We start from the raw sequence: 23717 nt of genomic DNA on the forward strand, positions 1-23717 counted from the left end.
TGATGGAATACCAAGAAGGGTTGAATTGGATCCATGATAGGATGAAGTTCGGCATCAAACCAGGTGTAAAACGCATGGAATGGATGCTTGGACAGCTTGATAATCCTGAACGGAACATCAATGGAATCCATATAGTGGGAACGAACGGCAAAGGATCCACTGTGGCCTATATGCGGAACGCTTTAAACCGCAATGGGTACGCCGTGGGGACCTTCACTTCCCCCTACATCGAAACATTCAATGAACGCATATCAGTCGACGGCCATCCGATTACCGATGAACAGCTTGTTGAACTGATCGAAATAGTGAAGCCTATAAGCGAGGAATTGGAAAGAGAAACCGATCTTGGCACTGCGACTGAGTTTGAAATCATCACAACGATGATGTTCGTCCATTTCGGTACCATTCAGCCAGTCGATTATGTACTTGTTGAAGCGGGACTCGGCGCGAAAAAAGATTCGACGAACGTATTCAATCCGATTCTGACAGTGTTGACAAGCATAGGTCTTGATCACACCGCCATCCTGGGAGACACATTGCTTGATATCACAAAAGATAAAAGTGGTGTGATAAAGCCAGGGGTCCCTTTAGTCTTCAGTGTCAAAGATGATGTTTCCAGGGATTATATCCATAAAATCCTTGAAGAGAACGGTTCAAAGGGAATCGAATTGAACCAGGATATCATCCTTATTCCTGAAAACGGTGAATTCCAATTCCAGTACGGGCAATATGACTTCCAGGACCTAAAGTTAAGCATGCCAGGCAGGCACCAGAAGGAGAATGCCTCCCTTGCGATTGCAGCGCTCATTGAACTCTACGAAAGGAAGCAGGCCAATATCGACTGCAATCTGATGATACAAGGCATTGAAGAGACAGTTTGGCCAGGCAGGATAGAAGTGGTATCGACCGAACCTTTGATCATTTTGGATGGTGCCCATAACAATGAGGCCGTCGATGCATTGGTGAATACTATGACGAAGGAATATCCAAACAGGGATATTACTGTCCTGTTTTCTGCAATAGAAGGTAAGCCGATCGATACGATGATCGGTAAACTTGAATCGATTGCCGATTCCTTCAACGTCACTGAATTCGATTTTCCAAAAGCCTTGGATAAAGAGACGGTATTCGAAAAAGTCCGGCATCCGGTAAGGGCCATGGTTGATGACTATGAAGCATTCCTGGACACATTTGATGGGGATGTACTGCTTGTTACCGGCAGTTTGTACTTTATCAGCGAAGTTAAGCAGAAATTAAACAAAAACGGCGATAATCAATGATTATCGCCGTTTTTGTTTAGAAAGGCCCGTAATTAATCCATAGACTGATGACCATGAACAGGGCACTCGCCGCCACCCAACTGACCATGATGGGCCAAACGAACCTCAGCCATTTCTCATAGGGGATGTTCGCGATGCTTAAACCGGCCATCAAAATCGCGGACGTTGGAAACAAATAGTTGGAAAGTCCGTCGCCCATCTGGAAAGCGAGGACAACCGACTGTCTGGAGATGCCTACGATATCCCCAATCGGTGCCATCAGCGGAATGGTCGTAGCGGCCTGTCCAGAAGCCAGAAGGTATAAAGAAATTGAGTATGAATTGCGTGAGAAACATTCCAACTGCAGCAATTGCAGCCGGCAGCCCGTCCAATATAGAGCTTACAGCATATATGACTGTATCGATGATGGTCCCGTCATCAAGTATCAGCAGGATGCACCGGGCAAGGCCGACTATCAGTGCGCCGAAGGTCACTTCTTTTGCCCCTTTAATGAAATCCTCTGCAATCATGTTGGGGGTATTGCCCCGACGAGCCCGGATAGTATCCCCATTGCAAGGAATATTGCTGCGAGGTCGGTTCCGGTGGACCATCCTTTTACCACTCCGTAGATGATCAGACCGAATCCAGCCAGGATGATGACCAGCACCAGAGCATGCCTCATTGTAAATGTTTTGAACGAATATGCTTCCTGACGATTTGATTGCTCTAGAGCATAGACATAGCTTTTGGTCTTATCGTGCTGGACACGTTTACCGTATCTGTAGACGAAGAATGAGGCAATCGCGACAAAGATGAGCTGTATGATAATCCTATAGAGCATACCAGAGAATAAGGGGAGTTCTGCAATCTCCTGTGCCACACCGACTGTAAAGATGTTCATAAAGCCCCCGGCAAATCCTGAGGCAGCTCCGAGAGCCACTATCGCCATGCCCGTCATCGCATCCATGCCGAGCGAGCGGGCAAGTAGGATTCCCATCGGAATGAAGATTAGTGTCGATTCAGCCATACCAAAAGTGGCGCCCCCTAAAGAAAATATCAGCATGGTGAGGGGGATGAGTATTATTTCACGATCTTCAAGCAAGGAGACAACTTTGCTGATACCGGATTCTATCGCGCCAGTCCCATTTATCATGCCGAAAGCACCGCCTATTAGAAAAATCAGGAAAATGATGCTTCCCGCATCCATCATACCAACTGGAATCACGCGGAAAATTTCAGTCCATTCAACCGGTGTCTGTTCAGTAAAACGGAAAGAATCGCCATCGACTACAAGGGTCCCGTTTTCATTTTCATGACGTTCATATTCCCCGGCCGGGATAATATAGCTCAAGACCATCGCTAGGATGACAATGGAGTATATAAGTACAAATGCATGGGGCACTTTGATATATTTCATGACTATCTCCCATCTATTTTATTCATCTATGATTATACGGCAAGGAAAATCCATGACAACCATTTTATTAATTATTTGGATTATTCCTACAAATTAATCTTTTAAAAGCTGCGATTAACTGTATAATAGATGTATAAAATCGAGAGAGGAGATTTATATGAGCAACGACAGAAACGAGCCATCAGCGCCGACACCAGGATTTAGGTTCCCACATACTTATGCAATTTTATTTGCGGTGGTGATTATTGCAGCCGTCCTCAGCTATGTTGTGCCGGCGGGTGAATTCGAACGTGTGGAAGTTGGCGAGCGGACTGAGGTTGTACCGGGGAGTTATGCAGGAGTTGAACAGAGTCCTGTCACTTTCTTTGAACTCTTCAAGGCGATTCCAACAGGGCTCATCGATGGGGCGAGCATCATTTTCTATATATTTCTCGTCGGGGGTGCTTTTGGTATTGTCCGTGCTACCGGCGCCATAGAAGCTGCGATCCAGAAAGTCATGGTGGCAGTTAAAGGGAATGAACGATTGATGATTCCGGTCATCATGTTTGTCTTTTCCGTTCTGGGCTTTTCGACTGGCATGTCTGAAGAAGCAATCATCTTCGTGCCGATAGGCATCGTTCTTGCCACAGCTCTAGGTTATGATGCGATGGTGGGGACTGCGATAGTGACTCTAGGTGCCGCTTCAGGCTTCATCGGTGGTATGCTGAATCCATTCACTGTAGGGATCGCCCAGGAGATTGCTGAGCTTACCATCTTTTCCGGGTGGCAGTTCAGAACAGTCATCTATCTGTTGGTGCTTGGTGCCGGCATCCTGTATGTCATGCACTATGCAAAAAAAGTGAAGAAGGATCCTGAAAAGAGTCTAGTCTATGAGGAATCCAAAAGGGGACAGGTCAACTTCACAGAAGATGTGATGAATTTCGAAGAACTGAAGAAGAGGCATATTTTCATACTGCTGACTTTTACTGCCGGTATCATCATCAACGTGTACGGGATTTTTCAGCATGGATGGTTCCTGACCGAACTCTCTGCCAACTTCTTTGTCATAGGACTTGTGGCGGGTCTCGTGAGTGGCATGAGGATAAATGATATTTTTGATGCATTCATAGATGGCATGAAGTTGGTTGTCTACGGCGCCATCATCGTCGGGTTTGCCCGCGCCATTGTGGTGGTCCTGGAATCGGGTGTCATCATTGATACGATCATCCACGGCATGAGCAGTGTACTGGATTTCCTTCCACCATCCATCACAGCCCTTGGTATGCTGGTCATTCAAGTCATCATCAACTTCTTCATACCGTCCGGTTCCGGACAAGCGATGACTACGATGCCGATCATGACGCCTATTGCTGATCTGCAGGAGATTCCGAGGCAAGTGGCGGTTCTTGCATATCAATATGGTGATGCAATAACCAACACCATCATTCCAACTTCTGCCTCATTGATGGGTGTGCTTGCAGTATCCGGCATCCCTTATCTGAAATGGGTGAAATTCGTTTGGAAGATTACTGCATTATGGCTCTTTATAGCCGCATTGGCACTTGTGGTCGCTACGATGATCGGAATATCCTAAAAAAGGCTGATCATAAATGATCAGCCCCTTCAACAATTATAATTTCGTTGAATCACTCTTCAAGGCATCCCGTATCTCCCTTAAAAGCACAATCTGTTCATCTTCAGCTGCTTCTTCCACAAAGCGGTTACGGGTTAGTTTATTGACCACTTTAACGAAGATGAAGATTGCTGTGCCGATGATGATGAAGTCGATGATGGCTTGGATGAAAACACCATAGGTGATGCCTTTATATGCCCAGGCAGAGGTAAAATCCGTGTTGCCGAAAATTAGCGCGATGGAGGGCATGATGATGTTCTCGACGAGTGCTGTGACGATTTTACCGAACGCTGCCCCCAGCACCACTGCAACAGCCAGATCGAGGACATTGCCCCTGAGCAGGAAATCTTTAAACTCTTGCCACATGTGGATTCTCTCCCATTCAATTTATTTAAGGCCATAGATAATACTACAATACAGACAAGAAAGTGCAATATGTTTTCAGGAGTTTTTTTATAGGGTGCGCATGATTCAGGGCATTGGGCAGTTTGCTATAATCAATAGTGTATGGTAATATGAGTAATTGTTTTGTGGGCTGTATTACTGAAGGTAATCAGCACGGATGAAATATCCAGAGGAGGAATTACATGAGAGAAAAGGAAAAAGTCCATCTGACCCCTGTGTTTTGGATTGCATTGGCTATCGTTTCCGTACTCGTATTGTATGGAGTATTCTTTTCCGATAGCTTTGAGTCGGTGACGGGTACAATCCAAGGTTTTATCACAAGTAACTTCAGCTGGTACTATGTATCACTAACGACAATATTTATCGTATTTTGCCTTATTTTTGTATTTACACCGATGGGCCAAATCCGATTGGGTAAACCAACAGAAAAACCGGAATTCAGAACGATGTCGTGGTTTGCAATGCTGTTTAGTGCCGGTATGGGTATCGGTCTTGTATTCTGGGGGCGGCTGAACCGATCAGCCACTATTTCACGCCTCCAACAGCAGAACCCGGTACAGACATGGCATTGAAGGAATCGTTACGCCGAACCTTCTTCCACTGGGGTTTCCATGCCTGGGCAATCTATGCAGTAGTGGGGCTTGCTTTGGCATTCACCCAGTTCAGACGCGGTGAGCCGGGACTTATTTCAAGGACCTTGAAACCGATCCTCGGCAAACGTGTCGAAGGGCCGCTCGGTACAGCCATTGATGTGCTTGCAGTTTTTGCAACAATTGCAGGTGTCGCAACTTCACTTGGTTTAGGAGTAATGCAGATCAATGGTGGCTTATCCTATTTATTCGGCATACCGAATAATATCTATGTACAGATACTCATCATTGCAATCATCACTGTACTATTCATGTGGAGTGCATGGTCCGGATTATCTAAAGGCATCCAGTACCTGAGTAATGCCAACATGATACTTGGAGGCATTCTGCTGATCTTCACACTCGTTTTAGGACCGACAGTCCTTATACTGAATATGTGGACTGATACATTCGGTGGCATGATCGGTAATTTCATCAATATGAGTTATGACGTTGCGCCGTTGGATCAGGCAAAAAATGATTGGCTCGGCAACTGGACCCTCTACTACTGGGGCTGGTGGATGAGCTGGAGCCCGTTCGTCGGAATATTCATTGCACGTGTATCAAGAGGCCGTACAATCAGGGAATTCGTATTGGCAGTAATGGTAGGACCAGCTGTCCTCAGCTTCTTCTGTTCAGTGTCTTCGGGGTAACGGCAATTGAATCAGACAGGATGAATGGAGGCTTCTCGGAACTGGCAACCGAATCGGTGCTGTTTGAAATGTTCAATAACATGCCACTCGGCATGGTCGTTTCTCTTGTAGCAGTGCTGCTGATTGGTACTTTCTTCATCACTTCAGCCGACTCTGCTACATTCGTCCTGGGAATGCAGACGACCAATGGTTCATTGACTCCGCCGAACCGTGTCAAAATAATTTGGGGGCTTGCACAAGTATTGATTGCCATCGTCCTACTGATGGGCGGCGGACTCGGTGCGCTTCAAGCCTCGGCGATCATTTCAGCCTTCCCGTTCTCCATCATACTGATATTGATGATGGTAGCCACCTACAAAGATGTGGCGAAAGAACAAAAAGCGCTCAGCTTATACTTCAAAGAAGATTATGAAGGTACCAAATATGAGAAAATGATGCGCGAGTACGAAAGAGAACAAGAAAACAACAATAGAAATTAATATATTGTTATGATTATGGCCTAGAGAGATAAGTGTTACTTATTGCTCTAGGTCATTTTTTTGTATCACGATTATTGATGAATACATGGCGCTGGCGTTTACAACCATTATGTAAAGATATACAATTGATATGAACGGTCTTACGACTGGAATATTAATAGGGGGCTATTAACATGAGTCAGAACATTAGTGAATCAGCAAAAAAGTCATTCACTGTCGATGGCAAAGATTATAATTACTACAGCTTGAAGACTTTGACTGAACAAGGCATGTCAGAAACTCACAAATTGCCATACTCAATAAGGGTATTGCTTGAGTCTGTACTGCGCCAATATGATGGCAGCGTCATTAAAGACGACCACATCAAATCATTGGCGACATGGGATCAGGGCAGCAACAAAGGCAAAGAAGTGCCATTCAAACCATCCCGCGTCATCCTTCAGGACTTTACAGGTGTGCCTGCGGTAGTGGACCTTGCATCTCTCAGAAAAGCAATGGATGATGTCGGCGGCGACGGCCAGAAGATCAACCCAGAAGTGCCTGTCGACCTCGTCATCGACCACTCTGTGCAAGTTGATGCATACGGCACTGAAAACGCACTTGAACTCAATATGGAGCTTGAGTTCGAAAGGAACCAGGAGCGTTATGAGTTCCTTCACTGGGCAACTAAAGCATTCGATAACTACAAAGCTGTACCACCAGCCACAGGTATCGTGCACCAGGTCAACCTTGAATACTTGGCGAATGTCGTCCATGTAAAAGAAGATGGCGAAGAGATGATCACATATCCGGATACTCTAGTCGGTACGGATTCCCACACCACTATGATCAACGGTCTTGGTGTACTCGGTTGGGGTGTCGGCGGAATAGAGGCAGAAGCTGGAATGCTCGGACAACCATCCTACTTCCCGGTACCTGAAGTGGTCGGAGTCCGTTTGACGAACGCGCTTCCAGAAGGGGCGACTGCGACGGATCTGGCGCTACGTGTGACTGAGCTGCTCCGTGAGCAGGGCGTAGTCGGCAAGTTCGTTGAGTTCTTCGGTCAAGGTGTACCTGCACTGCCGCTTGCAGACCGTGCGACAATTGCGAACATGGCGCCTGAATATGGTGCGACTTGTGGTTTCTTCCCAGTAGATGAAGAAACACTCGACTACATGAGGCTGACAGGCCGCAGCGAAGAGCATATTGAGATTGTAAGGGCGTATCTCAAGGAAAATGACATGTTCTTCAATCCGGAGAATGATCCAGTATATTCCGAAGAAGTGGAACTTGACCTTTCTACTGTAGAACCAGCGCTTGCCGGACCAAAGCGTCCTCAAGACCTTATCAACTTGTCTGATATGAAAGGTTCATACAGGAAATCCGTAACCGCTGAAAGCGGCAACCACGGTCATGGTATGGAAGAAGGAGAATTCGACAAGAAGGCGACCATCAATTTCAAAGATGGCAGGAATGTAGACATTAAAACAGGTGATCTGGTCATTGCCGCAATCACTTCATGTACCAACACTTCCAACCCATACGTAATGCTTGGTGCTGGTCTTGTTGCCAAAAAAGCAGTTGAAAAAGGACTCGAAGTCCCTTCATACGTAAAAACATCATTGGCTCCTGGTTCAAAAGTCGTTACAGGCTATCTCGATGACTCAGGCCTCCAGGAATACCTCGACCAACTTGGGTTCAACCTTGTCGGTTACGGCTGTACAACATGTATCGGTAACTCTGGACCATTGCTTCCGGAAATCACAGAAGCGATTACAGAAAACGATCTGCTTGTAAGTTCTGTATTATCCGGTAACCGTAACTTCGAAGGGCGTATACACCCGCTCGTCAAAGCGAACTACCTTGCTTCACCACCGTTGGTCGTAGCCTATGCCCTTGCGGGTACAGTAGATATCGACCTCCGCAATGAGCCGCTTGGTAAAGATAAAGAAGGCAACGACGTCTTCATGAAAGACATCTGGCCATCCACTCAGGAAGTAAAGGATGCGGTCATGAGCAACGTTAGTCCTGATCTCTTCAGGAAAGAATATGAAAGAGTATTTGATGCTAACGAAATCTGGAACAACATTGAAACAACAGACGAGCCGCTCTATGATTTCAATCCGGATTCCACCTACATCCAAAACCCTTCATTCTTCCAGAATCTCTCGACAGAGCCAGACAGCATAAAGTCACTGAATGGACTGCGTGTGCTTGGTAAATTTGGAGACTCAGTCACAACAGACCATATTTCACCAGCAGGGGCAATCGGTAAAGATACGCCAGCCGGAAAATGGTTGATTGAACAAGGCGTTTCACCACGTGACTTCAACTCCTACGGTTCACGACGCGGTAACCACGAAGTGATGGTGCGCGGTACATTCGCCAATATCCGTATCCGCAACCAGATCGGACAAGGTAAAGAAGGCGGCTTCACAACATATTGGCCAACAGGTGAAGTGATGAGCATCTATGATGCAGCCATGAAATACAAAGAAGATAACACTGGTCTTGTAGTCATTGCCGGAGACGACTACGGCATGGGCTCAAGCCGCGACTGGGCTGCCAAAGGAACGAATCTGCTCGGCGTTGAAGCGGTCATAGCAGCAAGCTATGAACGTATCCACCGTTCAAACCTCGTCATGATGGGTGTATTGCCACTCCAATTTGTTGATGGTGAAGATGCAGAAGCCCTTGGACTGGACGGCAGTGAGACATTTGATATCCAAGTAGATGACAATGTCATGCCTGGAGATGTCCTTGATGTCACCGCAACTAAAGAATCCGGTGAGAAAGTGGCGTTCAAAGTGAAAGCACGCTTCGATTCAGATGTTGAAGTTGACTATTACCGCAACGGCGGCATCCTACAGCTCGTACTTAGGAATAAACTGAAAGCCTAGGATTATAGATATAAAAGCATCCCATCTCGAAGAGATGGGATGCTTTTTATTTAAGGTTGAATATGACTTCTTCATCCTCGGAATCAATCTGGAGTTCAGCGTCTTCAAAATACAGAAATCGGCTTCCTTGATGAAGACTTTAAGCCCTTCGTATTCGAATATTTTACTGTTGGAGGAATCTGATCGACAGTGAGCGCGGGCGAGAAGCCTTGTTTCAACTGCGTGTCGCCTCCGTACCTTACATAAACGTTTACACCTTGACCCTCATCAGGGTCCATTTCATCTTTCATCCAATCAACTGCACGGTCCGTAACTTCCAACATGATGCCACCTCCTGCTACATGAATGTAATCTTCGATTCTGTACCATCCATTATACGCTTGATGTTTGACGAATGTCTAACGACAATGACCACCATGATGATGAATGAAAAGGCAATAAGAAGATAATCCCGAAAGACGATAGACAAGATAAAGAAGACGATGGCACTGATGATGCTTGAAAGAGATACATACTTACTCAATTTTAGAGTGGTGAGAAAAACAGTGAGCAGGATGATGAATAAAACGGGGTTATAGGCCAAGACTGCGCCTGCGCTTGTCGCGACAGCTTTACCCCCTTTGAATTTCAGGAAGATGGAATAGACATGGCCAAGTGCTGCGGCAAGCCCAGGGATGAAGACATGCATATCCGTATCGATCATTATGGCAATCAAAACAGGAAGTGCGCCTTTGAACATATCCAATAAAAGGACGACGATGCCTGCCTTCTTCCCCAAGATCCTGAAAGTGTTTGTAGTTCCAATATTTCCACTGCCATGCTCCCTTAGGTTTATTTTATAAAACCATTTGCCGATTAAAAGACTAAAAGGAATTGCTCCTATGAGATAGCTGAAGATCAGGAGTATCATATTGATTTCCATCTAAAATCCCCTTTTGTTATCAGGTACTAACAGTTTACCATAAAAATTTAAATGGGTATAATAAAATATAGTTTACTATAATATTATTATGTAAACCTATATAGTGTTACAATGATTGTCGTACACCGATTAGGGTTGCAATCATTTAAGTTTTGTATAAAAATAGAACATGAGATAAAAATAACGAACGTATGTTTGTGGGAGGAAATCTGATTTGACGAAACGAAATACTTATACAGATGAGTCGATTCAAATACTTGAAGGGCTGGATGCTGTAAGAAAACGCCCCGGCATGTATGTCGGCTCAACCGACTACAGGGGCCTGCATCACCTGGTCTATGAAGTGGTCGACAATGCAGTAGATGAAATCATCAATGGCTATGGCGACGCAATAAATATTAAAATAAATCCTGATGAGAGCATTACAGTACGTGATAATGGAAGGGGTATGCCAACAGGCATGCATGCTTCTGGCAAGCCCACACCGGAAGTCATCTTCACGGTGCTCCATGCCGGTGGGAAATTCGGATCCGGCGGCTACAAAACTTCAGGCGGCCTCCACGGCGTCGGAGCATCTGTAGTGAATGCGCTGAGTGAGTGGGTGAAGATCAGGATATTCCGCGATGGCAAAGTACACGAAATGTCATTCAAAGAGGGCGGAAAAGTCGATCGTGCGCTGGAAGTGACAGGCAACACTAAGGAAACCGGAACTGAAGTCACTTTCAAACCCGACCGTCAAATATTCCAGAGTGGGACCACGTTCCACTTCGAAACAATCATGGAGCGGATGCGTGAGTCGGCCTTCCTTGAAAAAGGCCTTGAAATTACAATTGCAGACAAGCGGCCCGATGAACCGATTGAAGAAGTCTTCAAATATGAAGACGGCTTGAAAGCGTTCATTGAATTCCTTAATGAAGGCAAGGATTCCATAGGTGATGTTGTCGTATTTTCAGGAGAGTACGATGGCATTTTGGCTGAGGTGAGCTTCCAGTATAATGACCAGTACGCAGAAACGCTCATCTCATTCGTCAACAATGTCCGCACGAAGGACGGAGGTACACATGAGATTGGCTTCAAAACCGGTTTTACGCGGGCATTCAATGAATATGCCCGAAAAATCAATGAGTTGAAGGATAAAGATAAAAATCTCGAAGGAAACGATATCAGAGAGGGGCTCACTGCCATCATCTCCATCAAAATCCCTGAGCACCTGCTCCAATTCGAGGGCCAGACAAAAAGTAAGCTCGGGACAAGTGAAGCGAGAAATGTGATGGAGTCATTGATAAGCGAACACCTGCCTTATTATTTTGAAGAAAACGGTACGCTCAGCACACAGCTTGTCAAAAAAGCCGTGAAGGCACGCAATGTACGTGAAACTGCGAGAAAAGCCCGTGAAGAGGCACGTAACGGTAAGAAACGTAAGCGGGACACCTTGCTGTCAGGTAAACTGACACCGGCACAGAGCCGCAACGCCAAAAAGAATGAGTTGTATCTGGTGGAGGGGACTCTGCCGGTGGATCCGCCAAACAGGGCAGAGATCGAAGGTTCCAGGCAATCCTCCCGCTCCGCGGCAAGGTCATCAATACGGAACGGGCGAAGTTTGAGGATATATTCAAGAATGAAGAAATAAATACAATCATCCATACCATCGGAGCCGGTGTCGGTACCGAGTTCAAAGTGGAGGATACAAACTACGATAAAATCATCATCATGACGGACGCAGATACAGACGGGGCACACATACAAGTGTTGCTGTTGACATTCTTCTTCAACTATATGCGACCGCTGTTTGATGCTGGCAAAATCTATATCGCGATGCCTCCGCTTTTCCAATTGAAGAAAAAGACGAAGAAAAAAGAAGACGTCCGCTACGTGTGGACCGAGGATGAGTTGTTGGAGGCCCAAAAAGACATGGGCAAAGGCATTGAGCTCCAGCGCTACAAGGGGCTTGGTGAAATGATGCCTGAACAGCTCTGGGAGACGACTATGAATCCTGAGACAAGAACATTGATACAAGTCGGCGTCGAGGACGAAGCACTCTCCCTCAAGCGTGTCACGACACTTATGGGTGATAACGTTGAATTGCGGCGTAAATGGATTGAATCGAATGTCAGCTTCACGCTGGAAGATGCAGACAGCATCCTCAAAAAGACGGCACTAAACTGGGTGAAAGTGGTGATTTGAATGACTGATCATGTTCAACAGCTCCAGCTTGAAGATATCATCGGAGACCGTTTTGGACGCTACAGTAAATACGTCATACAGGACCGTGCAATCCCGGATGTGCGGGATGGTCTGAAGCCGGTTCAGCGGCGTATACTCTATGCCATGTATAAGGAAGGGAATACGTCCGAGAAAGGATTCAGGAAAAGTGCCAAAACCGTCGGTAATGTCATTGGTAATTACCATCCGCACGGTGATTCAAGTGTCTATGAAGCCATGATCCGGCTGTCCCAGGAATGGAAGATGCGCGAAGAACTAATCGACATCCACGGCAACAAAGGAAGTGTTGATGGAGACCCGCCTGCGGCGATGCGTTATACGGAAGCGAGGCTTTCTGAAATATCCAATGAAATGCTCCGGGACATCAATAAAAACACAGTGCAGTTCATCAATAACTTCGATGACACAGAAGTGGAACCTACAGTCCTGCCTTCGAAGTTCCCAAACCTTCTTGTCAATGGCTCGACCGGCATATCGACGGGCTATGCGACTGACATCCCCCACATAATTTGGAGGAAGTCATAGATGCCACATTGAAGGTCATCGATAAGCCGACTGTCTCGATAGATGAACTGATCGATATCGTCAAGGGGCCAAGATTTTCCGACAGGCGGCATCGTCCAAGGCAGAAATGAATTGAAGAAGGCATATGAAACAGGCCGGGGAAGAATCGTCGTCCGAAGTAAAGTCAGGACTGAGACGTTAAGAAGCGGACGCATGCAGATCATCATCGATGAGCTTCCATATGAAGTGAATAAAGCAAACCTTGTCAAAAAGATGGATGAAGTGCGGGCGGACCGCAAAGTGGATGGTATCCTTGAAGTGCGGGATGAGACCGACCGGGAAGGGTTGCGGATTGTCATTGAAGTCAGGAAAGAAGCCAACGTCGAGGGGATCATAAATTATTTCTACAAAAAGACCGATCTGCAAGTCTCCTATAATTTCAATATGGTAGCCATCAGCGACCGTGCCCCGAAACAGCTTGGCCTAAAAGAGATTCTAAACAGCTACATTGCGCACCAGAAGGAAGTCATTCTGAACCGTTCCAACTATGAACTTGGAGAAGCGGAAAAGAGAATTCACATCATAGAAGGCCTGATGCGGGCATTGTCCATTCTCGATGATGTCATCCGCGTCATCAGGGAATCGAACAATAAACGGAACGCTAAGGAAAACCTGGTTGAATCCTTCGGCTTTACCGATGCTCAGGCAGAAGCGATTGTCATGCTCCAACTGTATCGTCTGACGAATACAGACATCGTCCAGCTTGAGACGGAACACAGCCAGCTTGATTATACGATCAACCAACTGCGCGAAATCATCGCAGATGAAAAAAAGCTTTTGAAAGTCATTAAAAAAGAACTCAGGGACATCCGTAAACAATATGGCACCGCGCGAAAAACCGTCATTGAAGATGAAATCGAAGCGATTGAACTGGAAAAAGAAGTGCTCGTCGCCAAAGAAGAGGTGATGGTGTCGTTGACCCGCGAGGGATACGTGAAACGCACGAGCTTGAGAAGTTATCAGGCGAGCGCGCCAGAAGAGCTCGGTATGAAGGAAACGGATGAAGTCCTGTATACAAGGCAAGCCCACACACTGGAAAACCTTGTCGTCTTTACGAATCTCGGCAATTATATGATCATCCCGGTGCATGAACTGTCAGATATCCGGTGGAAGGACAATGGCCAACACCTTTCAAACCGCTTCAAACTCGCGGCTGAAGAATCTCCGGTGGCCGCCTTCGTCTTCGAGGCATTCCATGCCGGCTTGGACATCATAACAGTAACGCAGAATGGTCAGATAAAACGGACCGGTCTTGAGCTTTATGAAGCTTCCCGCATAAGACGGCCAATTTCAGGCATCAGCCTAAAAGGGGACGATCGAGTGGCATCAGTGAGGGTGGCTACTAAAGACACAGAGGAGATTCTGCTGTTGACTGAAAAAGGCATGTCGCTGAAGTATCCGATATCTGAAGTGAATCCTGTCGGATTGAAGGCACAAGGCGTCAGAGCGATTCAACTTAAGCCAGATGACAAGCTGGCGTTTGCCGGACTCATTACAACTGAGCGCTATATAATCAGTGTGTCCCAGCGCGGAGCGGTCAAACGGACCAGTCTCGATGCATTCGAAAATGGTGCCAGAGCCCAAGTCGGCACTGCATTATTGAAGGAAATAAAATCAAAGCCCCACCGCATTATAGCGGCCGAACTAATCGAAGATAATGTGGAAATCATCCTAGAGTCCGAAAAGGACAGCTTCGGCTTGGATGCTAAGTCAATCAGACTCAGCGGACGCTACGCCAATGGATCGTTCGTTGTCGATGAAGATACATTCGGCGAAGTGAAGCGGGTGAAATTCAAAAATGTTTGAATGGAGTGAAAAATTTAGACTTGAAGCAGCCACCCGAATAATATAACATCACTTATATTGGGAGGTGCTTTATGGAAAATGAAGGTGTAGTACCAGGTTGGTTCAAAAGTGTCATTGAAGTTGGTAATGACCTCTTATGGGGAGATTTCCTCATAGGACTATTGATTCTTGCAGGTTTATATTTCTCGATCAGTTCAAAGTTCGTGCAATTCAGATGGTTCAAAGAAATGTTCAATGTACTTACCGAGAAGGCAGAAACATTGCCGGACGGGCGGAAAGGTATCGCGCCTTTTCAGGCATTCGCGATCAGTGCAGCGTCTCGTGTCGGTACCGGCAACATCGCCGGTGTGGCCACGGCGATCGTGCTCGGCGGGCCGGGCGCAGTCTTCTGGATGTGGGTCATTGCATTTTTTGGGGCAGCGACAGCATTCTTCGAATCGACTTTGGCGCAAGTCTACAAAGTCGAGGATAAAGACGGTGGCTTCCGCGGTGGACCAGCATACTACATGGAGAAAGGGCTCAATCAAAAGTGGCTCGGAGTCTTCTTTGCAGTATTGATTACGATTACATTCGGCTTTGTCTTCAATGGGTTGCAGGCCAATACCATTGCACATGCCTATGAAGAGGCCTTCAACATAGACCGGTGGATCATTGGCCTCGTCATCGCAGCGCTTGCGGCCATCGTCATATTTGGAGGAGCACGGTGGATTGCCAATGTCACGGGATATATCGTGCCGATTATGGCACTTATATATCTGGCGGTGATATTCGTGATACTCATCATCAACTATGACCGGGTCATCCCGATGCTTACAGATATATTCCAGAATGCCTTCGGCATCCGGGAAGTGTTCAGCGGTGCAATCGGTGCCGCGATATTGAATGGGTTCCAAAGAGGTTTGTTCTCGAATGAAGCAGGGATGGGTTCAGCACCGAACGCAGCAGCATCAGCAGCCGTCAGCCACCCTGTCAAACAGGGCCTCATCCAGTCGCTCGGTGTATTTTTCGATACGATGATCGTCTGTACAGCAACCGCGATCCTCATATTGATGTATACGGACTTGAGTTACGGTGAAGAGGCGCAGCAGGGCATTCAAGTGACCCAGGCGGCGATGGGAGAGCAGATGGGAGCCTTCGGTGCGACCTTCATCGCGATTGTCATCCTCCTGTTTGCATATAGCTCAATACTCGGCAATTACTTCTATGGTCAAAGCAACCTCAACTATATCAAGGAAAACAAAGTACTGTTGTTTGCCTTTAAACTCCTTGTCGTTCTCATGGTTTTCATTGGAGCAATAATGGACCTTGAAACGGCATGGTCGATGGCCGACCTATTCATGGCGTTGATGGCCGTGACCAACCTTGTTGCGGTATTCGGCCTGAGCAATGTAACCTGGCAGGTTGCAGCCGATTACAAGACGCAGCTGAGGGATGATAAAAATCCGGTGTTCCAGACGAATAACATCAAAGCGGATCTTAGCGATGTGGACGAGTGGGGTGAAAACCGTTACGCGTACCGCAATCAGGATAGATCCGAACATTAAAAACCAGACCTTCTAAAGGTCTGGTTTTTAATTGAACAATGTCTTGAAGAAGGAAATGATGCTGCTGAAGAAATCAGAGACGGCCCGTTTGAAGGTGCTCCATGCGTCAGAATCCTGGATGTCCTGACCGATTTCTTCGGCCTTATCAGCCGCTTGCTTGAATGCATCGCTTGATCTTATTTCATCGATCAGGTTCTGCGCGCTGTCCTTGAGGCGTTCTGCTTCTTCATCCGTAAATATATTCGTGTTCTGTATCTGTATCAGGATATTGACGAGGCGGTCGATTTGATCACCCGTCACTATGCCATCCAGACCGTTCTCATTCAACTGCTCCTCTACTACGCGGCGAATATCCGCTTCAGTCAGGTTCCCACCCTGATTGATGATTTCAATTTTAATGTCTGTAATGGCCTTATTCAGCTGTTCCTGTGAAAATCCTTCTTTTTGCGCATTCTCTTTTGAAATATCTGCGATGGCTTCCAACTCATCCTGGGAATTGCGGGTGCGGTCGGTATCAATGTCCTGCCCCTGTGCTTCAAACGCTTTATATATACCTGAGAGTGCACTTTCGCCTGTGACATCTTGAGCGGCTCCTATGGTGACTTCCGCATCTGTAATACCCGATGTGAGCAGGGCATTTTTATATGTCTCTTCCGTAATTTGCGTAATCTTCCCCATCGTTTCATCTACGGTGATGTCCAGTCCATATCCATCTTCCCTTTGAATGATGCGGATGCTTGATTTGAGCACGGCATCGTCATAATCCTTGCCGATGTATTTGGCGACATCCTCCGAGTTGACGAATGTGATTTTGTCCTCTTCCTTTGTGCCGAGTATCCCTTCAGTATCCTTCAACAGCTGGGGATCGTCCTTAAGGGCGGCACCATAGACGGTAACGGCTTCCTGCCATTCGGCCGCCTGCACTTCAGTGGGCATCAGGAACAGAGCCATCAGTGCGATAAAAAACCAATTCCGGATCATCATAACCCTCCTCATCTAATTATTTACATTCTACTATATGCCCATTACTTTCTACAATTTATTATATCCGGTCAAATACGGTTTTCTCTTTTAATCTCTTTTTAAACGCGATAGAATGATTGAATACATTAATGACGGGAGCCAAGTATCATGGATAACGACTATAGACGTTCTGTACGTACTGATGAAGGCGTGAAAAAAAGACGGTTGCGTAAGCGTACGCTGATTCCTTTAATTATATTTATAGCGCTCATATTCATCGTTTTGTACATTTTCTTCTCCTATCAATCCGGGCTCGATATAGCCAAGGACAATGGCGTCGAACAAGCGGCACATGAATTCGATGGTGATGACAATAATGATGGCAAGAAGACCATACTGCTGCTAGGGGCAGATCGTGAAGTTGACGGGGCACAGCGTACGGACGTCATCATGCTCGCCCAATATGATTATATGAATAAGGATATGAAACTCGTGTCTATGATGCGGGACATCTATGTGGATATCCCCGGGTTTCAAAGCTATAAGATAAACGCCGTCTATTCGCTCGGCGGCGTGGAACTCCTCAGACGCACCATCAAAGAGAACTTCGGCATCGAGGTCGAAGAGTATGCAGTGGTCGACTATAAGGCATTTGAATCCGTAGTGGATGTGGTCAATAAAAATGGGGTGATGGTAGACGTCGAAAAGGATATGTCCGAAAAGATCGATGTTGAACTGAAAAAGGGTGAACAGCGTCTTAATGGACAGGAGCTTCTTGAATATGCAAGGTTCCGCCAGGATAAAGAAGGCGACTTTGGTCGCGTAAGGCGCCAGCAGCAGGTCATCAGCGCCCTAAAGGATGAGGTGCTGACAATCGGCGGCGTTTTGAAGCTCCCTAAAATTGCCGGGACGGGAATGGGGCACGTCAATACGAGCATGACTGATGGGGAAATGTATCGGATGATGGCATCCTTCCTCCTAAGAAGTGATAAGGAGATAGACACGCTTACAATACCTGTAGAAGGCACCTACCAATTTATGGACACATCACACGCCGGCAATGTGATCGATCTCGATTTTGGGGCCAACAGCCAGTATATGCATGAGTTTTTGAGAAATGGCGCTGAAGAATCGGCTGGAGGGGAAGCTGCAACCGAATAGACGATACAAAAAAGGATGGCCGCGGTACTGCGCGCCATCCTTCTTATTTGCCCATAATTATTTTTTAGGTTTTTTATCCAATTCATTCTGGGTCTGCGGCCACGCCCGGTGCCCGTCATCGACCTCAAATTCTGTATTTACATCAACGACATGCCTTTGTTTCAGGATCATCTCTTCTATGTCATCGCGGATGGCGTTCGCTTCTTGAACAGAGAGGTCGGGTCCAGTTCCGCCACAATTTCAACGTGGAGGAGATCCCCTTCCTTCATGACGAAGAGCTTACGTATGTCCCTGATTTCATCATGCCTCAACACAATCTCCGAAACACGCTGTTCCATGCGCGGGTCGTGCTCACCAAGTGCCCCTGCGGCATTCTCCATGAAAATTTTGTAGACGATGTAGAACATGGCGATACCGATTATGATCGAGGCGATGCCTTCTGCTTGGGAAAAGCCTGTAAAGCGTGCAATTAGTATGGCCAGGATGGCGAGCAGTGCCCCACCTGTTGCAACCGTATCTTCCAAGAAGACCAATTTGGTCGCAGGTTTTGCACGGTCCATATGGACAAAACTTGTCGTGAGCGGCTTTAAGCCATCATAAGGCTGATCTGCCTGCTTGAGCAATTCCTTCCCGGCTTTAAATAGAACGAATGTCTCAAGTATAGCCGCCACAGCAAGCACGCCGATGTTAATGAGCAGCATTGTTGTGTCGGTTTCTGCCGGAAGCGGTTCTAAAATGTGCTTTAGCCCCTCACGCACTGTCTCATATGCCAATATACCGACGATGATGACGGCAAATAGTAAAACAAGATTCACAAGGCGCCCAAACCCGAAGGGGAAGCGTTTGGTCGGCGCTTTCTTCGATAATCCGGAGCCTACATAAACAAAAAACTGGTTAAGTGCATCGCCAATGGAATGCATCATCTCAGCAAACATGGCAACATTTCCCGTCAGTAGGAAAGCACCGCCCTTTATGGCTGCGATGAAAAAATTGACGATAGAGGCAGTCAGCGATGCTGCACTTCCTTTCTTAAGTAATGCAATGATATCTTTCAAATCATTTTCCTCCTCACTGGTCTTTACAGTACATCATACCCAAATCTGTAAATAATCATGTTTTGAACTTCCTATTTTATGATATGATGAATTTACGGGTATGCGAACATATGTTCTATTTGGAGGGGGTTACATGTATAACTACCATATCTGTCCAAAACGGCATATTTTCTGTGTGGATCAAAAAAGTTTCTTTGCCAGTGTATCCTGCATACAAAAAGGTCTAGATCCATTCACGACACGCCTTGCGGTGGTGGCAGACACGAAAAACCCGGGGGCAGTTGTCCTGGCTGCAACACCGGCGCTCAAAAGGATGGGCATAAAGACTGGCTGCCGCTTGTTTGAAATCCCGAACCGTAAAGATATTTATATCATCAATCCCTCAATGAAGACATATCTCGATTATTCTTCCAGAATAACGGAAATCGCCCTGAAATACGTCGCGCCGGAAGATTTTCATCAATATTCAGTGGATGAGTACTTCATGGACGTTACAAAGAGTTTCCGATTGTTTGAAAAAAGCCCTTGGGAACTGGCGCTACGCCTCAGGAAAGAGATCTATCAGGAGACACGTATTGATTGTGCCGTCGGCATCGGGGAGAACCCGCTGCTCAGTAAGTTATCCCTGGATATCGAAGCGAAGCGTGCGGCTTCCGGTATAGCGGAATGGCGCTACGAGGATGTGCCTGAAAAAATGTGGCATATCAAACCACTTAGAACACTGTGGGGGATCAACAAGAATAGTGAGGCCCGTTTGAATGAACGCGGGATATTTTCAGTGGGTGACCTGGCACACTACCCACCCGAATATTTGAAGCGGGACTTTGGCATCATCGGTGTCGATTGGCATCTGCATGCCAATGGCATCGATTTCAGCACCATCAGTGAAAAGCACAGTGCCCATGCGCCCTCCATTGCAAAAAGCCAAATCCTGATGCGCAACTATCACCTTGATGAAGTCTATGTTGTAATGCTTGAGCATATTGATGAAGTGACGCATCGTTTGCGTCTGTCAAAACGGTTGGCGCGCACCATCCATTTTTCTTTAGGGACGGCAGATGGCCGGCTATACCGAAAGCAGTTCACGTTAGACGGGGGACGAATGACGGGAACATCATCATGCAGGGTGTATGGGCACACATCATCAATATGGCAGATGCCTATGCGATGTACCGGACCTTAAGCATCTCTTTGACAAACCTGATACCGGGGGACGTGAGACAGTTATCCCTATTCGAAGACCCGGGGGAATTGAAGAGGCAGGATCTTCTCAAGACGGTTGATGCGTTAAAGATCCGGTTTGGGCAACTCAGCGTGATGAGGGCTCTAAGCTGTACAGCACCTTCGACGCTTAAGCTTAGGGAAGGGTTGATAGCCGGCCATAAAAGGTGAATGGCTTTCGCCAATCCTTCTGATGAAAATGGCAGCGAATTGTAGCCGTGCAGTCATGAACTTCGCAGAATTACTGCCAGTACCGTCCGCAGATGATATAATAGATGAGACTATATATTTATGATGTTTCAATTCGCATTAAGTTTGGAATCTGATAATATATTCGGAGTAACAAAATTAGTTGACAGGAGTGCCATTATGCAATTTACAGAGTTGACCACTGAGGAGTTCGAACAGTTCACACGAACACACTTCAGTCATTTTACACAGACGGTGGATAATTATCGTCTGAAAATAGACCAGGGGGTTGAAACCTACCTGATAGGCGTGAAGGACGGGGAAGCGGTGAAAGCAGCCTGCCTGATCACTCTGACCCCTGTGATGAAGGTATTCAAATATGCCTATACCAATCGTGGACCGGTCATGGACTATTCCGATAAAAAGGTGTTCAATACATTTTTCGAAGGGCTGAATGACTTCTTGAAGCCAAAGAAAGTGATGCATGTCAGGGTAGATCCCTACGAAGTAATCAAAGAACGGAGCCACGAAGGTGATATCCTCGAAGACCGGAGGAACCGCTATATCTTCGATTACTTCAAAGCGCTGGGCTTTACACATGAAGGATTCTCCGTCGGATTCGATCCGGTCGTCCAGATCAGATGGCATTCGGTACTTGACCTTAGAGGCAAAGACGGCAAAACCGTGTTGAATGATATGGATAGCCTCCGGAAGCGGAATATAAAAAAGGCACAGAAGCATGGTCTTCATGTGCGTTATCTCGGGCTTGACGAGATAGACGTCTTCAGGAAATTCATGAGGGACACATCTGAAATGAAATCCTTCATAGACCGCGATGATTCCTACTATATAAGTCGTAAGGAGCACTTCGGAGACAATGTTCTGATCCCATTGGTGTATGTCAATTTGGATGAATATGTCGCATCGATCACTAAGGATCGGGATGCATTGATGAAGAATATCAGTAAAGCGAACCGTGACCTCGAAAAAGACCCGGCCAACAGTAAAGCGGAAAAGAAAATAACGAATCTGACGGCTCAGCTCGAAAATATAGAAGATAAGTTGCAAGAAGGCCGTACATTGCGTGAAACCCACGGCAATGAACTCCCCATAGCGAGTGCCTATTATTTCATTACCCCGCATGAAGTCGTTTATCTTGCAGGAGGCAGCGATAATGATTTCAGGCATTTTGCAGGCAGTTATCTGATCCAATGGCATATGATTAACTATGCCCTGGACCATGATATCGGACTGTATAACTTCTACGGCATCAGTGGAGACTTTTCAGAAGAAGCGGAAGACTATGGCGTCATCCAGTTCAAAAAGGGATTCAACGCCACAGTCTATGAATATATCGGTGATTTCATCAAGCCGATCAACAAGCCGGCGTATAGGGTGTATCAGTCACTCGTAAAATTAAGAGAAAGAATAGGGAGGTAACAAACGGATGAAATTCGTTGAACTGACTGAAAAGGAATATAAGGATTATATAGAAAAAGGAGAAGAATCGGCCTTTTTCCAGATGATAGAAAATAAAAAGAATAGGGAAATGGATCAGCAGAAGGTACGCCTGCTTGGCGTTAAGGATGCAAGTGGTACGGTGATAGCGGCATGTCTCTTCACTTTGAAGAAAACGGTTCTCGGCAAGTATTTCTATTATTCCAACCGTGGCCCTGTGCTTGATTACCATGACCACGATCTTGTTAAGTTCTATCTGCAAGAACTGACAGCCTATCTCAAGAAGAATGACGGGCTGTATGTAAAGCTTGATCCGAATTGGATATACAGAAAGTATGATAAGGATGTAGTGCCTAAAGAGGAATATCCGGCCCAGGATGCACTGATCAGATTGATGGAAGATGAAGGATATGTGCATCAAGGGTTCACCCGCGGCTATTCTAAAACCTCCCAGGCGCGGTGGATGAGTGTACTGGATCTGTCGGGTCATGATGAAAAGAGTCTCTTTAAGTCCTTCGATTCACAGAGGAAGCGGAATATAAAGAAAGCACAGAAATTTGGTGTGAAGGTGCGTTTCCTCGACGTCGATGAGATTGATATATTCATGGATCTCTACTTGGATACAAGTGAGAGGCAGGGGTTCTTCACTCACCCGAACCCGAAGGAATACTTCTCCAATTTCAAGAAAGCCTATGGGGATAAGGTTCTTATCCCGCTTGCATATATAGAATTGGATGAATACGTAGAGAACCTTTCAGAGCAGATTGCAGACAATGAGCGGAAGCGGGACCAGCTCATGCAGAAGGACAACAAGAATGATAAGACTCTGAATAAGATTGCTGAACATGATAAACAGATCAACAAGATGACTGAAGATCGCAAAAGCGCCATGGAAATCCGTGAAAAGGAAGGAAATGTCCTGAATCTTGGTGCTGGCATCTACTTTGAAACCCCTTATGAGATGGTCTATAACTCAGGTGCGAGTTCAAGCGAGTTCGCTCATTTCGTCGGACCTTACATGATGCATTTTGAAATGATGAAGTACTGTCTGGAGAATGGCATCGACAGATATAACTTCTACGGGGTGAGTGGTGACTTCTCTGAAGATGGGGAGGATTATGGCGTCTATCGCTTCAAACGTGGCTTCAACGCTGAAATAGAGGAACTGGTCGGTGATTTCGTCAAGGTGATCAGTAAAGTGCCTTATAATCTCTATAAAGTGAAACGTAAAATCGAACAGAAGACAGCCTCAAAAAGCAACTGAATAGTGAAGAAGGG

The 23717-nt window shown here is 46.3% G+C and carries 14 protein-coding genes and 5 pseudogenes; 12 read left to right on the forward strand and 7 right to left on the reverse strand.

All coding sequences use genetic code 11. The features are described 5' to 3' along the window. The first annotated feature begins 2 nt into the window (after positions 1 to 2). Positions 3 to 1280, forward strand: a complete 1278-nt coding sequence (locus tag ACYF68_RS07185; protein WP_461046068.1) for a bifunctional folylpolyglutamate synthase/dihydrofolate synthase — start codon at positions 3 to 5, stop codon at positions 1278 to 1280. Between the two features lie 16 nt (positions 1281 to 1296). On the opposite strand, the gene ACYF68_RS07190 is transcribed toward ACYF68_RS07185, so the two are convergent. Further along, positions 1297 to 1539, reverse strand: a complete 243-nt coding sequence (locus tag ACYF68_RS07190) for a hypothetical protein (RefSeq protein ID WP_461046070.1) — start codon at positions 1537 to 1539, stop codon at positions 1297 to 1299. Between the two features lie 91 nt (positions 1540 to 1630). After that, positions 1631 to 2676 (reverse strand): annotated as a pseudogene (locus ACYF68_RS07195) (YfcC family protein); the annotation flags it as partial. Positions 2677 to 2833: 157 nt separating this feature from the next. Between ACYF68_RS07195 and ACYF68_RS07200 the strand changes: the two are divergent. Next, complete coding sequence (locus ACYF68_RS07200; RefSeq protein ID WP_461046072.1) at positions 2834 to 4249, forward strand: YfcC family protein; 1416 nt, start codon at positions 2834 to 2836, stop codon at positions 4247 to 4249. A 36-nt stretch (positions 4250 to 4285) separates the two neighbouring features. On the opposite strand, the gene mscL is transcribed toward ACYF68_RS07200, so the two are convergent. Continuing rightward, positions 4286 to 4654, reverse strand: a complete 369-nt coding sequence (gene mscL, locus ACYF68_RS07205) for a large conductance mechanosensitive channel protein MscL (protein WP_461046074.1) — start codon at positions 4652 to 4654, stop codon at positions 4286 to 4288. 221 nt (positions 4655 to 4875) lie between these two features. Here mscL and ACYF68_RS07210 point away from each other — a divergent pair. Beyond that, positions 4876 to 6454 (forward strand): annotated as a pseudogene (locus ACYF68_RS07210) (glycine betaine uptake BCCT transporter). Positions 6455 to 6627: 173 nt separating this feature from the next. After that, on the forward strand, positions 6628 to 9333 hold the full coding sequence (gene acnA / locus ACYF68_RS07215; RefSeq protein ID WP_461046076.1) for an aconitate hydratase AcnA: 2706 nt from the start codon (positions 6628 to 6630) through the stop codon (positions 9331 to 9333). A 104-nt stretch (positions 9334 to 9437) separates the two neighbouring features. Here acnA and ACYF68_RS07220 read toward each other — a convergent pair whose 3' ends face one another. Both ACYF68_RS07220 and plsY read right to left on the reverse strand, forming a co-directional pair. After that, the gene (locus ACYF68_RS07220) at positions 9438 to 9656 is read right to left on the reverse strand and encodes a hypothetical protein (protein ID WP_461046077.1); all 219 of its coding nucleotides are present in this window, start codon (positions 9654 to 9656) and stop codon (positions 9438 to 9440) included. A 14-nt stretch (positions 9657 to 9670) separates the two neighbouring features. Then, entirely contained in the window at positions 9671 to 10255 is a 585-nt protein-coding gene (plsY, locus tag ACYF68_RS07225) for a glycerol-3-phosphate 1-O-acyltransferase PlsY (RefSeq protein WP_461046078.1), read from the reverse strand. A gap of 214 nt (positions 10256 to 10469) precedes the next feature. Between plsY and parE the strand changes: the two are divergent. The 4 genes and pseudogenes from parE to ACYF68_RS07245 all read left to right on the forward strand — a co-directional run bounded on the left by parE (position 10470) and on the right by ACYF68_RS07245 (position 16392). After that, a pseudogene (gene parE, locus ACYF68_RS07230) lies at positions 10470 to 12439 on the forward strand (DNA topoisomerase IV subunit B). A 144-nt stretch (positions 12440 to 12583) separates the two neighbouring features. Further along, positions 12584 to 13783 (forward strand): annotated as a pseudogene (locus ACYF68_RS07235) (DNA gyrase subunit A); the annotation flags it as partial. Between the two features lie 330 nt (positions 13784 to 14113). Continuing rightward, complete coding sequence (locus tag ACYF68_RS07240) at positions 14114 to 14848, forward strand: DNA gyrase C-terminal beta-propeller domain-containing protein (RefSeq protein WP_461047524.1); 735 nt, start codon at positions 14114 to 14116, stop codon at positions 14846 to 14848. 71 nt (positions 14849 to 14919) lie between these two features. Continuing rightward, positions 14920 to 16392, forward strand: a complete 1473-nt coding sequence (locus ACYF68_RS07245; RefSeq protein ID WP_461046079.1) for an alanine/glycine:cation symporter family protein — start codon at positions 14920 to 14922, stop codon at positions 16390 to 16392. A gap of 27 nt (positions 16393 to 16419) precedes the next feature. Here the strand turns inward: ACYF68_RS07245 and ACYF68_RS07250 are convergent, their stop codons facing one another. After that, positions 16420 to 17376 carry a DUF1002 domain-containing protein gene (locus tag ACYF68_RS07250; protein ID WP_461046081.1) on the reverse strand — a complete coding sequence of 319 codons (957 nt, stop codon included), beginning with the start codon at positions 17374 to 17376 and terminating at the stop codon, positions 16420 to 16422. Between the two features lie 147 nt (positions 17377 to 17523). On the opposite strand from ACYF68_RS07250, the gene ACYF68_RS07255 reads away from it, so the two are divergent. Next, complete coding sequence (locus ACYF68_RS07255) at positions 17524 to 18516, forward strand: LCP family protein (protein ID WP_461046082.1); 993 nt, start codon at positions 17524 to 17526, stop codon at positions 18514 to 18516. 176 nt (positions 18517 to 18692) lie between these two features. Here the strand turns inward: ACYF68_RS07255 and ACYF68_RS07260 are convergent, their stop codons facing one another. Beyond that, positions 18693 to 19571 (reverse strand): cation diffusion facilitator family transporter, encoded by an 879-nt coding sequence (locus ACYF68_RS07260; protein WP_461046084.1) that lies wholly within the window; start codon positions 19569 to 19571, stop codon positions 18693 to 18695. Positions 19572 to 19704: 133 nt separating this feature from the next. Between ACYF68_RS07260 and ACYF68_RS07265 the strand changes: the two are divergent. The 3 genes and pseudogenes from ACYF68_RS07265 (at position 19705) to ACYF68_RS07275 (ending at position 23703) form a co-directional block, all read left to right on the forward strand. Continuing rightward, a pseudogene (locus ACYF68_RS07265) lies at positions 19705 to 20963 on the forward strand (Y-family DNA polymerase). A gap of 198 nt (positions 20964 to 21161) precedes the next feature. Then, positions 21162 to 22421 (forward strand): aminoacyltransferase, encoded by a 1260-nt coding sequence (locus ACYF68_RS07270; RefSeq protein ID WP_461046086.1) that lies wholly within the window; start codon positions 21162 to 21164, stop codon positions 22419 to 22421. A 7-nt stretch (positions 22422 to 22428) separates the two neighbouring features. After that, positions 22429 to 23703: an aminoacyltransferase gene (locus tag ACYF68_RS07275; RefSeq protein WP_461046088.1), complete on the forward strand. Its 1275-nt coding sequence runs from the start codon at positions 22429 to 22431 to the stop codon at positions 23701 to 23703. The last annotated feature ends 14 nt before the right edge of the window (positions 23704 to 23717 follow it).

The sequence above is a fragment of the Salinicoccus sp. CNSTN-B1 genome, from assembly GCF_054792835.1.